We start from the raw sequence: 12,850 nt of genomic DNA on the forward strand, positions 1-12,850 counted from the left end.
ATCGAAAAACGACCTGATTTAAGAATGAGTATAGATCGGAAAATCCGGCCGCCGCCATTCGATTTTCCTTCGACAGTGAAGTCGTCAGCCGCCGGCGTAGCGTCATTCCAGGCGGAAGGCTCGGTTCTGTGGAGAATTAAATGAAAATGGGCTCACCCGAACAGGGCACCGCGAAGATCCTGACCAACCGCCAGGGCCACCCCATCGTCGACAACCAGAACAGCCGCAGCGTCGGCGAGTCCGGGCCATTGCTGCTCGAGAACTACAATTTCCTTGAAAAGATCGCGAGCTTCAACCGCGAGCGCGTCCCCGAGCGCGTCGTCCATGCCCGCGGCGCGGGCGCCTTCGGCACCTTCCGCGCCTATGGCCGCATCGGCGAGGAGCCGGCCGAGACCTACACCCGCGCCAAGGTGCTCACCGACAAGGAGCGCGAGACCGAGGTGTTCGTGCGCTTCTCCACCGTGGTGGGCGGCGGCCACTCGCCGGAGACCACGCGCGACCCGCGCGGCTTCGCCACCAAGTTCTACACCCCCGAGGGCAATTGGGACCTCGTGGGCAACAACCATCCGGTGTTCTTCATCCGCGATCCCATCAAGTTCCCGGACCTGATCCACGCCTCGCGGCCGGACCCGGTGACCAACCGCTTCGACCCCAACCGGCGCTTCGACTGGGTCAGCAACACGCCGGAGGCGCTTCTGGTCACGCTGATGACCTCCAGCATGCGCGGCGTGCCCAAGGGCTACCGCTTCATGAACGGCTTCGGCGTGCACACCTTCAAGCTCATCAACGCCGAGGGCGTGGCGACGCTCGTGCGCTTCTCCTGGATCAGCCAGCAGGGATGCCACGGCTTCACCCAGCACGAGGCGCACCAGGTGCAGGCCACCAACATCTACCACGCCACCGAGGACCTCCATCAGGCCATCGAGCGCGGCGAGTTCCCCGCGTGGGAGCTGTGCGTCCAGCTCATGAGCGACGACGAGCATCCCGAGCTGCCGTTCGATCCCTGCGATCCCACCAAGGTCTGGCCGGAGCGCGACTTCCCGCTCCTGCCCGTCGGCCGGCTGGTACTGAACCGCAACCCGCAGGACTATTTCACCGAGGTGGAGCAGTCGGCCTTCAGCCCCGGCGTGGTGGTGGACGGCATCGGCATGTCCAACGACAAGCTCCTGATCGGGCGCACCTTCGCCTATTCGGATTCCCAGCGCTACCGCATCGGGCCGAACTATCTGCAATTGCCCATCAACCGGCCGAAATGCCCGGTGGCGACCAATTACGGCGCCGGCCCCATGGCCTATCGGGTGGACAGCGCGGCCGCCGGCGTCGACGCGCACATCAATTACGAGCCGAGCGGCGGCAACGCGCTGCGCGAGGCGCCGGCCGTCGGCGTGCCGCACGAGCCGTTCGTCGCCGGCCACGTCACGCACAAGAAGATCGCGCGGCGCGACGACTACAGCCAGTGCAGGGACTTCTTCCACGCGCTGAGCGAATTCGAGCAGCAGGACCTGCTCCACAACCTGGTGCATTTCATGATGCCGGTGCGCCGCGAGCTGCAGGAGCGGATGCTCGCGCACTTCGATCGCATCGACACCGCGATCGGCGACGCCATCGGACAGGGCCTCGGCCTGCGCAAGGCCGTGCCGGTGCCCGAGGCGGTCAGCTAGAGCACGCGCCGATCAGCTTGCACCGCAAGCTGATCGGATAACGCGTTCTCTATCATTTAGTCAGGGCACGCGCCCGCCTGCGCCGCACGCACGACGCGTTGAGGGGAGCGCACCCGCGCCATGCCGTCACGGGCGCGGCCGGATGGCCGCGCGCTCCGGGCCACCGTCCAGAATTCACGGAGGATCTTGAGATGACACCGGATCAGGTCAAGCTCGTGCAGCACAGCTTCGAGAGCGTCGCGCCGATCGCCGACGCGGCGGCGGACATGTTCTACGCCCGCCTGTTCGAGATCGCGCCGGAGCTGCGTCCCCTGTTCCCCGAGGACATGCGCGAGCAGAAGAGCAAGCTGATGCGCATGCTCGGCGTGGCCGTGCGCAACCTGCACCAGCTCGACCAGGTGCTGCCCGCGGTGAAGGATCTCGGCGCCCGCCACGTGGCCTACGGCGTGACGGACGCCCATTACGCGCCCGTGGGCGCGGCGCTGCTGCACACGCTGGCGCGCGGCCTGGGCGATGCCTGGACGCCGGAGCTGGAGGCGGCTTGGACCGAGACCTACATGGCGGTCGCCGGCGTCATGCAGAACGCGGCCGCCGAGGCCGCGGCGAAGGCGGGCGCGACCGCGTGAGGCGCGCGCGGCGCCGGCCCGGGCTCGGGCGGCGCCGGTCATCGTTCCCGTGGGCGCCGGCCAGCCGAGGACCCGACATGTACATTCCCGAGTATTTCCGCTTGGACGAGGATGAAGCCGCCTTGCGGCTGGTGCGGCAGTTCCCGTTCGGGACCATGGTCACCGCCGCGCCGCAGCCGGAGGTGAGCCATGTTCCGTTCCTCATCGAGCGCGATGCCGACGGCCGCTTCGTGCTGCTGAGCCATTTCGCGCGCAAGAACACGCAATGCGACATCCTGCAGGACGAGCCGCAGGTGGTGGTCTCCTTCGTGTCGCCGAGCACCTATGGGTCTCCGTCCTGGTACACCACCAGCCCGCGCGCGCCGACCTGGTTCTATGCCGCGGCGGTGTTCACCGGGACCTTGCGGCCGATCGCGGAGCACGACGCGCTCAAGCAGCTGATCGTGCGCAGCTGCGACGAGATGGAGCCGGCCGGCAGCGGCTGGAACGTGCGCGACGTCGACGCCTACCTGGAGCGCCTGCTGCCGGCCATCATCGGCTTCCGCATCGAGGTCAGCGCGGTGAGGACCATCTTCCGGCTTGCCCAGCACAACGGCGCCGAGGACCGCGAGGGCGTGCGCGCCGGCCTCGCGAAGGGCGACCTGCAGGCGAAAGGCGTGGCGGCGCTGATGGATGCCTATGTGCCCATGCCGATGCCCGCGCCCGAGTGAGCGGTTCGGCCGGTCCGGCCGGCGGGACGAGAAAGGGGGCGGTCTGGACTATGCAACCCCCCTTCGACTGGCCCGCGTGGCGCAAGCCGCGCGGGCCTTTTTTCGCGTGCGCAGGGCGCCGAGCGGGCGCCCCCCGGGGACCGGACCGCCGGGGTTCAGGCGCGGCGGAAGCCCTCGCTGGCGGCCAGGAGCCTTGCGGTATAGGCGGCGCTCACCGTGCGCGCGGCGAGCTGCGCGCGGGAGAGCGTCTCCACCTCGGCGCCGTTGTGCATCACCATCAGGCGGTCGCACATGTGGGTGACCACGGCCAGATCATGGCTGACCATCAGGAAGGTCAGCCGGCGATCCTCGCGCACCTGATCGAGGAGGTTCAGGACCTCGGCCTGCACCGAGGCGTCGAGCGCCGAGGTGGGCTCGTCCAGCAGCAGGATGGACGGCTCCAGGATCAGCGCCCGCGCGATGGCGACCCGCTGGCGCTGGCCGCCCGAGAGCTGGTGCGGATAGCGGAACCGGAATCCCTGGCCGAGCCCGACCTCGTCGAGCGCGCGGCGGATGCGGACCTCGGCATTGTCGATGCCGTGGATCACCAGCGGCTCCGAAAGCGCCCGGTCCACCGTCTGGCGTGGGTGCAGCGAGCCGTAGGGGTCTTGGAATACCATCTGCACGTCGCGCAGGGTGGCCTTGTCGCGCCGGCCGGCGAGATAGTGATGCTTGAGCAGGATGGTTCCGCCCGCGACCGGCGCGAGGCCGGCGATGGCGCGCAGCAGCGTGGACTTGCCCGAGCCGGATTCGCCCACGAGGCCGAAGGACTCGCCCGGCTCCACCGCGAGGCTCACCGACTTCAGCGCCTTGAACCCGTCATACACCACGCTCAGGTCGCGGATCTCGATTGCGTGCTTCATGCCACCCATCCCGCATTGCGATCGAGCACCGGCAGCGGACGCGGCCCGCCGATCCGCGGCGCGCAGCTGATGAGCCCGCGCGTGTAGGGATGGACCGCCTGCTCGAGCCGCCCGCCTCGGATCTCCTCCACCACCCGCCCCGCATACATCACCAGAACGCGGTCGCAGAACGAGGAGACGAGACGCAGATCGTGGGAGATGAAGATCAGGCCCATGCCACGCCCCGACACCAGCTTGTCGAGGATGGCGAGCACCTCCAGCTGCACGGTCACGTCGAGCGCCGAGGTGGGCTCGTCCGCAATCAGAAGTTGCGGGCCCGCCACCAGCATCATGGCGATCATGGCGCGCTGCCCCATGCCGCCGGAGACCTCGTGCGGATAGAGATCGAAAACGCGCCCCGGATCGCGGATCTGGACCGCCTCCAGCATGTCCAGCGCGCGCTCGCGCGCCGCGCGCGCCGGCAGGCGCTCATGGACGCGCAGCACCTCGACGATCTGCCGGCCGATGGTCATCACCGGGTTCAGCGAGTATTTCGGGTCCTGGAGGATCATGGCGAGGCGGCTGCCGCGCAGCGAGCGGCGCAGGGCCGGCGGGCAGGCCATGAGGTCGATGCCGTCGAACTCCAGCTTCCCGGCGGTGACGCTCGCGTGCGGCGGCGTCAGCCCCATGATGGCGCGCCCCGTCTGCGACTTGCCGGAGCCGGATTCGCCGACGATGCCGAGCCGCTCACGGCCGAGGGTGAACGAGACGCCGCGCACGGCGGCGTTCACTCCGGCGCGGGACGTGAAGCTCACCTTCAGGTCCTCGACGGTCAGAAGGTCGCTCATCGCGGGCTTCCCTTGGGATCGAGGGCATCGCGCAGGCCGTCGCCCACCAGGTTGAAGCCGAGGCTGACGACGAGGATGGCGAAGCCCGGCATGGCGGCGACCCACCACTGGTCGAGGATGAACCGCCGGCCGCCGGCGATCATGGCGCCCCATTCCGGGATCGGCGGCTGCGCGCCGAGGCCGAGGAAGCCGAGGCCCGCGGCGGTGAGGATGATGCCCGACATGTCCAGCGTCACCCGCACGATCACCGAGGAGATGCACATGGGCATGATGTGCCGCGTGACGATGCGCCAGCGCGAGGCGCCCATGAGCTCGACCGCCGCGATGTAGTCCGAGCGGCGCACCGTCAGCGTCTCGGCGCGGGCGATGCGGGCGTAAGGCGGCCAGGAGGTGAGCGCGATGGCGATGATCGCATTCTCGATCCCCGGCCCCAGGGCCGCCGTCAGCGCCAGCGCCAGCACCAGCTTCGGGAAGGCGAGGAAGATGTCGGTGATGCGCATCAGCGCGCCATCGACGATGCCGCCTGCATAGCCCGCGACCGTGCCCACCAGCAGGCCGAGCGGCGCCGCGATGACGGCGACGAGCACCACCACGCTCAGCGTCACCCGCGACCCGTAGATGATGCGGGAAAGGATGTCGCGGCCCTGGTCGTCGGTGCCCATCCAGTGGGCCATGCCGGGCGGGAGCAGGCGCGATGTCTGAAGGTCGCCCGAATAGGGCGAATAGGGCGCGAGCACCCCGGCGAAGAGCGCCAGGACCACCAGCAGGCCGATGATGACGAGGCCCGCGAGCGCGAGGCGGTTGCGCGCAAAGCTGTGCCAGGTCTCCCCCGCCCGCTTCAGGCGCGCCTTGAGGCGGGATTCCACGGGCTCGGCTGGCGGCCGCAGCCGCAAGACTTCAATCACGTCGCTCATTTCGTCCTCGGATCCAGCGACCTGTAGAGCAGATCGGAGAGCAGGTTGATGCCCACGAACACGACACCGACGACGAGCGTGCCGCCGAGCACCGCGTTCATGTCCGCCGCCTGGAGCGAGTTGGTGATGTAGAGGCCGAGGCCGGGCCAGGAGAACACCGTCTCCGTGAGCACCGCGCCCTCCAGCAGCACCGCGTAGGAGAGCGCGATCACCGTCACCAGCGGCACCGCGGCGCTGCGCAGGGCATGCCCCCAGACGATGCGCCGCTCCGACAGGCCCTTGGCGCGGGCGGCGATCACGTATTCCTGCTCCAGCTCGCTCAGCATGAAGCTGCGCGTCATGCGGCAGATGTAGGCCATGGAGTAATAGCCGAGCAGGGAGGCCGGCAGGATCATGTGGGAGAGGATGGAACGCAAAGCGGCCCAGTCTCCCTGCATGATGGCATCCACCACGTAGAAGCCGGTGATCGGCTGGAAGGTGTATTCGAACGCCACGTTGACCCGGCCCGGACCCGCCACCCAGCCGAGCTGGGCATAGAACACCAGCAGGCCGAGCAGCCCGAGCCAGAAGATGGGCACCGAATGGCCGATGAGCGCCACCACGCGCACGATCTGGTCCGGCAGGCGCCCGGCATTCACGGCGCCGATGACGCCGAGCGGAATGCCGACCAGCGCCCCGATCAGCGTCGCCAGGGTGGCGAGTTCGATGGTGGCCGGAAACACCCGCTTGATGTCGTCGACGACCTGGCGGTTGGTGAGGATGGATTCGCCGAGATCGCCGCTCGCCGCGTGGCGGACATAGATGACGAACTGCTCGGCCAGCGACTTGTTGAAGCCCATGTCCTCGCGAATGCGCTCCATCACCTCGCTCGATGCGTTGTCGCCGGCGATGAACAGGACCGGATCGACCGGGATCACCCGGCCGATGAAGAAGGTGACGGCCAGGAGGCCGAGGAAGGTGGTCGCCACCACCAGCAGCATCCTGGCCGCCGCAAGGCACAGGGCGAAGAGCCGGGCACCGAGGTGCCCGGCCTTGCCCTCGCGCGAGACCATGCGCAAGAGAGCATCCCGCATCGGATCAGCTCTTGGTCACGAGATAGACGAAGTTGGTGTACGGCACCGGGCCGAGGATGAAATTGTCGACGTTCTTCCGCAGCGCCGCCGTTTCCTGCATCTGGTAGAGCATGATGAACGGGCTGTCCTCCTGGAACGTCTTCAGGATCTTGCCGTACATCTCCACGCGCGTCTGCGGGTTGGTCTCCCTGAGCGCCGCCGCGGTCAGCGCCGTGACCTCCTGGTTGTCCCAGGCATTGCGCCAGGTCAGGTTCTTGTAGCGCGTGTTCTCGCTCGGATCGGGATTGCTCGCGAAGGCGTCGGCATTGGAGTGGGGGTCCCAGTACTTCAGGCTCCACTCGCCGATATAGAGATCATGCTTGCGGGCCCGGTACTTGGACAGCGTCTGCTTGCCGTCGCCGGGAATGATGTCGATCTTGATTCCGGCCTTTGCGGCCGCCTGCTGGAAGGATTCGGCGATGCCCGTCACCGGCTGGGTGTTGCGCACGTCGAAGGTCAGGGCGAAGCCTTCGGGGTGGCCGGCCTTGGCGAGCAGCTCCCGCGCCTTCTCCACGTCCAGCTTGAAGGGCTTGTTGCCGGTGGCGCCGGGCAGGCCCATGGGCAGGAAGTCCTGGTGGATGACGCCGATGCCCTTGATGAGGGTGGCGGCGATGGCGTCGTAGTCCACGAGATACTTCATCGCTTCCCGGACCTCGGGCTTGGCGAGGATCGGATTGCGCATGTTGAGGCTGATATAATAAAGCGTGCCGTTGACCTCGCTCTTGATCTTGAGCTTGGCGTCCTTGGCGATCGCCTCCAGATCGCCGGGCTCCAGGTTGCGGGCGATGTCGACGTCGCCGGCCTCGAGCATCAGGCGCTGGGTCGCGCTCTCCTTCACGTTGCGGTAGATCACGCGCGCGGGCTTCGACTTCTCGCCGTAGTACTTGTCGTTGCGCTCCAGCACGACCACCTCGCCGGCGCGCCACTCGCGCAGCTTCATGGGGCCGGAGCCGGCATAGTTGGTCTTCATCCAGTCGAGGCCGAAATCGTTGTTCTTCTGGTTCGCCAGCACCAGCTTCTTGTCCACCACGGAAGCGCAGTTCACCGTGAGGCTGTTGAGCACGAAGCTCGGGGCGTAGACCTTGTCGGTCACCAGCCGAAACGTTCCGTCCGGCATCGCCTTGGCGCTCTCGGCCACGTTGTCCGGGGTGAGGCCGAGCTGGGTGATGAGGAAGGCCGGGTTGCGACCGAGCTTCACGGTGCGCTCGAAGGAGAAGGCGACGTCCTCGGCGGTGAGCGGATTGCCGGAGGCGAACTTGAGGCCGGGCTTGATCTTGAAGGTAAAGGTCTTGCCGTCCGGCCCGACGGTCCAGCTCTCCGCGACGTCGCCGATGATCTTGTTGGGATCACCGATGGAATACCGCACGAGGCGGTCATAGGTGTTGCCCATGATCTCGCCGGACGTGATCTCGAGCGCGAGCGCGGGATCGAGGCTGATGATGTCGTCCAGCGCCATGGCGAGCACGACCGTGTCGGGCGGTGTGGCCGCTCTGGCGGGCAGCGGGGACGCAAGGGACGCGGCAAGCATTGCCCCCACGAGAATGCGTCCCAGATGTCGAGCGTGAATCATGTGTTCAACCCTTTCTGGAAAGGTGGTTTCTCGTTGGACGCAACGGCGCCCCGAGTCCGTTCCGGCTCGGGCACCCGGCTGAGATCGGCCACCGGCTGCTCCGGCATGCCTGGTTTGAAGTTGGGGAGGCCGGCGCTCGGCCTTCCGTGCCGTGCCCGCAGGCCTGAGCCTGCGCGGCGCCACGCCGCCTGTCGGAAGCGGCGTGGAGGCGGTCCGTTTCAATGCAGTCTTCCCGTGCCACCTCCCGGTCGAAGGCTCGCGCTCCGGACACCGGGCCGACAGGCCGACGATCCCCAAAGGCGAGATGAATGACTATAAAGTTACAGCATTTTCAAAATGCGCAAACCCTGTCGCCCGCAGCGCGACCCCTTCAAAACGGCCGAATCGGCTAAAGGATAGGCACCGGGCTCTGAATGTGATTTTAAAAGGCGCAGACTGGCATTCCGCGCATATCGCTGACGTGAAAATCAGACTAAAAAATCTACATGCCCGTGAAGGGCCCCTCGGTGCCCGCGCTGCCGAGGACAGGGGTTCTGCGGCATGGAATGGGTATAAGCTCTAAAATAGTAGATTTATTTTCGAGTTTTGCCCACACTGCTCCGCGCCCGATGCCCGGGGCGCCGAGGTGGCCGACGCGGATCGGCCCATACCGGACAAGGGAAGCGCCGATGGAACCGCAGCTCACTGCCGATGCGATCGACGACGAGGTCGTCGCCTATGCAGCGCAGGTCTTCGACCTGGCGCGCTCCGGGGATGCCGCCGTGCTCGCGCAGCTGCTGGACCGGGGCCTCCCCTGCAATCTGCGCAACGACAAGGGCGACGGGCTGCTGATGCTGGCGGCCTACAACGGCAACGAGCCGGCAGTGCTGACGCTGCTCGCCCATGGCGCCGACCCCAACCTTGCGAACGATCGCCAGCAGACGCCTCTGGCGGCGGTCGCCTTCACCGGCAACCTAGCCATCGCCAAGCATCTCGTCGTCTATGGGGCGCGCAATGCGGCGCCTGTGCCCGGCGGGCGGACGGCGCTCATGACGGCCGCGATGTTCGACCGCGCGGAAATCGCCAGCCTGCTCCTGATCTACGGCGCCGATCCGGGCGAGCGCGACGCCGGCGGCATGACGACCCTCGACCTCGCGCGCACCATGGATGCGCGCCGCGCCATCGCGGTTCTGGAGCACTGGATCGCCGGCAAGCCGCCGCGCCCCATGCCGGAAGCGGAAGCGGTCGAGGCGCCGGGGCGCTAGGCAGCGGCCCCATGGATCGGCGCATGGGGGCGTGTCGTGATTCCAGCTCCCGAGCCGGGAGCGGGCGATGGGCCGGGCGCCCCTTTCGAGGCCCCGGCCCGGCGCGGCTTGCCTTACGCCGCCGCGCGTTCCGGCACCGGCAGGCCGAGCCATTCGGTGTAGAAGGCGTCGATGTCCGGCTCGAAGTCGTGGATCACCGGATACCAGGGGGTGGGCGCCTCCACGTCGTGGAGCGTGCCGCACTCGGGGCAGAAATATTCCCGGATCACCTGCCAGGTGGGCGTCGGCGCCATGAGGCGGGGATAGATCTCCTCCATCTTCTGCGGCGTGTCGCGGACATGGACGCGGGCATGGAGCTTCCAATTGTCCTTCCAGTCGCAGAAGTCGTGGCCGCATTCGCAGCGCACGGTCCACTTCTTCGAGACCTTCTGCTGCACGATGAAGAGCTTCGGGCCGAGCGGCAGGATGATCTTGTCATCCCACGGCACGCGCTCCTGCAGGATCTCCACGTAGGTGACGAAGCGCTCCGGGTCCTTCGGCGTGGAGAGCATCTGGTGCAGCGTGTCGGGATCGATCTTGCCTTCGACGAGATCGACGATCTTGGCGCGGGTATAGGACATGGTTTCCTCCTGATTGGTTCTGGGATTTTCCGGATTTCGTCATGCCCGGGCTTGACCCGGGCATCCACGTGCCGCCGCCTGCTCGCTCTTGGAAAGCGATGCACCTGGCCGCCCGGGGTGGATGGCCGGGTCAAGCCCGGCCATGACGGTGGTGCAGATGAGCGCGCGCCTGCCTCACTCCTCCACGAACTGCACAGTGGTCACGTCCGGCAGCTCGGAGATGTCCATGGAGTAGCGCGAGCCGTAGGTGGGCACGCCGATCTCCTCCTCGGTCAGAACCCAGCTCTCGGGCAGGTCCCAGAAGCTGCGGAACTGCTGCTCGAACCTCGGCCCCAGCTTGAAGGAGGCGGCGAACATCTGGCGCACCTGGGTGCCCGCGTCCTTGGCGAGGATCTTCTCGCGCTCGCTTTTCATCCACTCGCGGGTCGGGACGGACTTGGCGATGCGGTCCTTGCGGATCTGCGCCCGCACCGCCTTGGTCGCCGCCTCGTCCACCGTGACGAGGCCGTCCGGCCCCTTCCTCACCAACACGCCGTAGACGTCGCCGGCGAGGCGCTCCAGCACGTAGCCGCCGTTGATGTCGTCGGCCACCGCCTGCGGCTCGCGGTCGAGCGGATCGCCGAAGCCGGGGCCGCCGCGCATGTAGTTGAGGTAGAGGTCGTAGTCGGAGAACATCTCCTCGGTGGTGATGGCCTGCTTGTCGCGCTTGATCTGCGCCTTGGGCAGCATCGCATCCCAGGTGGGGTTCTCCGGGTCGGTGTCGCCGCCGAGCGGGATGTCGGCGCCGGAGGCGATCAGCTCCTTCAGCCCGGTCTTGTGGGCGGCGAAGCGATAGCCGGAGGCCGCCGGATAGCCGCCCATCAGCCCCCAGTCGGAGGAGATGTGGCCGTTGCCCATGAAGAACATGGTCCAGTCCTTGGCGTTCCAGACCATGCGCAGGCTCTCGAAGCCGCAGCCGCCGCGATACTTGCCGGAGCCGCCCGAGGAAGCCTTGATCTGCCGGCCGAGATAGACGAGGGGCTCGGCCAGCTCCCAGATCTCCATGTCGCCCATGTCGCCTTCCGGATTCCAGATGGCGGCGGCGTGGGAAAGGCCGTCCTGCACCGCGGTGGCGCCCGTGCCGTTGGCGGCGCACTCGAACGAGTTCACGGCGTGGATCTCGTCGTACTGGTTGAAGCCGCCGCCCTGGAGCCAGTTGGAGGTGTTGGCGTTGCCCGCGTTCACCTCCTCCAGATAGCCGCGGCCGAAATAGGAGCGCGACAGGCCGCGCCATAGCGCCGTCCAGGCCGAGACCAGGAAGTGCCACGAATAGGAGAAGGCGACGCGGCGGTCGTCCGGGTTCATCCAGGTGCCCTTGGGCAGGCGGAACTCGGTGCCGTAGGCGGCGCCGTCATTGATCATCTCGGAAGGGATGAGGGTCTGGGTCATCATCACCCAGATGCCCGAGGTGAAGCTCACCTGGTGGGCATTGTAGGTGTGCCAGCCCCAGCGGCTGGAGCCTTCGAAGTCGAGCCGCCAGGTGCCGTCCTTGCGGATGGTCATCTCGCAGGGGGCGTGCATGATGGTGTCGAGCTTGGCGAAGTCGGACGGCACCCGCACGTCCTCATGGGCGTAGGGCACATCCACGAAGCCCACCTGCCGGTAGGTGCCGGGGATGGTCATGGCCTTGATGCGGGCCTGGAGGCCCAGCCGGCCATGCTCCACCGCCTCGTAGGCGAACTTCCAGTAGGCCTCGATGCCCTCTTCCGCGACCACCTCCTCCACCAGCTTGCGGATCATGTGGCAGCCGGCGATGCGGGTGCGCTCGTCCAGCATCCAGTAGCGGGTGGTGCGCACCATGCGCTGGCTCTCGTGCAGCCAGTCGCGGAACAGCGTGTCGTTCTCGCCCACCTTGCGGCAGGTGATGGAATAGCCGTCGCCGAAGCGCTGCACCTGTCCGGTGGCCATGGAGCCCGGCCCCACCGCGCCGGTGTCGATGACGTGGGTGACGCCGCCCACCCAGCCGATCAGCTCGCCTTCCCAGAAGATGGGCACGATGGTGTGGATGTCGCAGGGATGGACGTTCCCGATCAGCGAGTCGTTGTTGCAGAAGATGTCCTTGTCCTTGACGCCCGGATTGGCCTCCCAATTGTTCTCGATCATGTATTTGATGGCGGCACCCATGGTGCCCACATGGATGATGATGCCGGTGGAGGTGAGCAGGCTGTCGCCCGCCGCATTGTAGAGGGTGAAGCACAGCTCGCCCTCCTGCTCCACGATGGGCGAGGCGGCGATCTTCTTGGCGGTCTCGCGGGCATCCACCACGCCGGCGCGCAGGCGCGAGAACAGCTTGTTGTAGAGGATGGGCTCGCTCTCGCGCAGATCGAGCGTCTTCAGGCCGGCATAGTGCCCGGTGGCCTTGGTGGCCGCCATGAGGCGGTCGCGATGCTCTTTGAGCGTCTCGCCGCCGCGGACGATGCCGCGGGTGGCGCCCTCAAGGCTGGCTTGCTTGACGTTGACGTTCATGGGTTTGATTCCTTTGGGTTTGTTTCCTCGGTGCCGGCAGGCCCTGGCTTCGAAAGCCGTGGCGGCCTGACAAGCGCTGTCGAAAGCCCTCTCCCGCTTGCGGGAGAGGGAGCTGTGGCGCTCACCCTGAGGGCGGTCGGTCCCGCGGGCCGGAAAAGG

The 12,850-nt window shown here is 67.2% G+C and carries 11 protein-coding genes; 4 read left to right on the forward strand and 7 right to left on the reverse strand.

Annotation, left to right across the window (positions count from 1 at the left end; translation table 11 throughout):
* Positions 1–146: 146 nt before the first annotated feature.
* From V5F67_RS17650 to V5F67_RS17660, 3 genes are all read left to right on the forward strand, one after another.
* Positions 147–1,661 (forward strand): catalase, encoded by a 1,515-nt coding sequence (locus V5F67_RS17650; protein ID WP_394021657.1) that lies wholly within the window; start codon positions 147–149, stop codon positions 1,659–1,661.
* Between the two features lie 191 nt (positions 1,662–1,852).
* Complete coding sequence (locus V5F67_RS17655; RefSeq protein WP_394021656.1) at positions 1,853–2,287, forward strand: globin family protein; 435 nt, start codon at positions 1,853–1,855, stop codon at positions 2,285–2,287.
* A 77-nt stretch (positions 2,288–2,364) separates the two neighbouring features.
* Positions 2,365–2,997 carry an FMN-binding negative transcriptional regulator gene (locus V5F67_RS17660; RefSeq protein ID WP_394021655.1) on the forward strand — a complete coding sequence of 211 codons (633 nt, stop codon included), beginning with the start codon at positions 2,365–2,367 and terminating at the stop codon, positions 2,995–2,997.
* A gap of 155 nt (positions 2,998–3,152) precedes the next feature.
* On the opposite strand, the gene V5F67_RS17665 is transcribed toward V5F67_RS17660, so the two are convergent.
* Genes V5F67_RS17665 through V5F67_RS17685 form a run of 5 tightly spaced genes read right to left on the reverse strand, consistent with a single transcriptional unit; the run spans position 3,153 to position 8,322 of the window.
* Entirely contained in the window at positions 3,153–3,899 is a 747-nt protein-coding gene (locus V5F67_RS17665) for an ABC transporter ATP-binding protein (RefSeq protein ID WP_394021654.1), read from the reverse strand.
* Positions 3,896–4,726, reverse strand: coding sequence for an ABC transporter ATP-binding protein (locus V5F67_RS17670; protein ID WP_394021653.1), 831 nt, complete (start codon positions 4,724–4,726; stop codon positions 3,896–3,898). The genes V5F67_RS17665 and V5F67_RS17670 overlap by 4 nt, the downstream gene beginning before the upstream one ends.
* Positions 4,723–5,640, reverse strand: a complete 918-nt coding sequence (gene nikC, locus V5F67_RS17675) for a nickel transporter permease (protein WP_394021652.1) — start codon at positions 5,638–5,640, stop codon at positions 4,723–4,725. The genes V5F67_RS17670 and nikC overlap by 4 nt, the downstream gene beginning before the upstream one ends.
* Positions 5,637–6,713 carry an ABC transporter permease gene (locus V5F67_RS17680; protein WP_394021651.1) on the reverse strand — a complete coding sequence of 359 codons (1,077 nt, stop codon included), beginning with the start codon at positions 6,711–6,713 and terminating at the stop codon, positions 5,637–5,639. Before V5F67_RS17680 ends, nikC begins: the two co-directional genes overlap by 4 nt.
* A 4-nt stretch (positions 6,714–6,717) precedes the next feature.
* The gene (locus V5F67_RS17685; protein ID WP_394021650.1) at positions 6,718–8,322 is read right to left on the reverse strand and encodes an ABC transporter substrate-binding protein; all 1,605 of its coding nucleotides are present in this window, start codon (positions 8,320–8,322) and stop codon (positions 6,718–6,720) included.
* Between the two features lie 668 nt (positions 8,323–8,990).
* Here V5F67_RS17685 and V5F67_RS17690 point away from each other — a divergent pair.
* Positions 8,991–9,566 carry an ankyrin repeat domain-containing protein gene (locus tag V5F67_RS17690; protein ID WP_394021649.1) on the forward strand — a complete coding sequence of 192 codons (576 nt, stop codon included), beginning with the start codon at positions 8,991–8,993 and terminating at the stop codon, positions 9,564–9,566.
* 113 nt (positions 9,567–9,679) lie between these two features.
* Here the strand turns inward: V5F67_RS17690 and V5F67_RS17695 are convergent, their stop codons facing one another.
* Both V5F67_RS17695 and V5F67_RS17700 read right to left on the reverse strand, forming a co-directional pair.
* Entirely contained in the window at positions 9,680–10,186 is a 507-nt protein-coding gene (locus V5F67_RS17695) for an acetone carboxylase subunit gamma (RefSeq protein WP_394021648.1), read from the reverse strand.
* Between the two features lie 174 nt (positions 10,187–10,360).
* Complete coding sequence (locus tag V5F67_RS17700; protein ID WP_394021647.1) at positions 10,361–12,691, reverse strand: hydantoinase B/oxoprolinase family protein; 2,331 nt, start codon at positions 12,689–12,691, stop codon at positions 10,361–10,363.
* Between the last annotated feature and the right edge of the window lie 159 nt (positions 12,692–12,850).

Source organism: Xanthobacter pseudotagetidis (assembly GCF_043194795.2).
In the GTDB taxonomy this organism is placed as follows: Bacteria; Pseudomonadota; Alphaproteobacteria; order Rhizobiales; family Xanthobacteraceae; genus Xanthobacter; species Xanthobacter tagetidis_A.

What these genes read in the sequence shown, in the direction of transcription:
- V5F67_RS17650 (WP_394021657.1), top strand. Translation starts at nt 147, where the DNA reads ATGGGCTCACCCGAACAGGGCACCGCGAAGATCCTGACCAACCGCCAG.
- V5F67_RS17655 (WP_394021656.1), top strand. Translation starts at nt 1,853, where the DNA reads ATGACACCGGATCAGGTCAAGCTCGTGCAGCACAGCTTCGAGAGCGTC.
- V5F67_RS17660 (WP_394021655.1), top strand. Translation starts at nt 2,365, where the DNA reads ATGTACATTCCCGAGTATTTCCGCTTGGACGAGGATGAAGCCGCCTTG.
- V5F67_RS17665 (WP_394021654.1), bottom strand. Translation starts at nt 3,899, where the DNA reads ATGAAGCACGCAATCGAGATCCGCGACCTGAGCGTGGTGTATGACGGG.
- V5F67_RS17670 (WP_394021653.1), bottom strand. Translation starts at nt 4,726, where the DNA reads ATGAGCGACCTTCTGACCGTCGAGGACCTGAAGGTGAGCTTCACGTCC.
- nikC (WP_394021652.1), bottom strand. Translation starts at nt 5,640, where the DNA reads ATGAGCGACGTGATTGAAGTCTTGCGGCTGCGGCCGCCAGCCGAGCCC.
- V5F67_RS17680 (WP_394021651.1), bottom strand. Translation starts at nt 6,713, where the DNA reads ATGCGGGATGCTCTCTTGCGCATGGTCTCGCGCGAGGGCAAGGCCGGG.
- V5F67_RS17685 (WP_394021650.1), bottom strand. Translation starts at nt 8,322, where the DNA reads ATGATTCACGCTCGACATCTGGGACGCATTCTCGTGGGGGCAATGCTT.
- V5F67_RS17690 (WP_394021649.1), top strand. Translation starts at nt 8,991, where the DNA reads ATGGAACCGCAGCTCACTGCCGATGCGATCGACGACGAGGTCGTCGCC.
- V5F67_RS17695 (WP_394021648.1), bottom strand. Translation starts at nt 10,186, where the DNA reads ATGTCCTATACCCGCGCCAAGATCGTCGATCTCGTCGAAGGCAAGATC.
- V5F67_RS17700 (WP_394021647.1), bottom strand. Translation starts at nt 12,691, where the DNA reads ATGAACGTCAACGTCAAGCAAGCCAGCCTTGAGGGCGCCACCCGCGGC.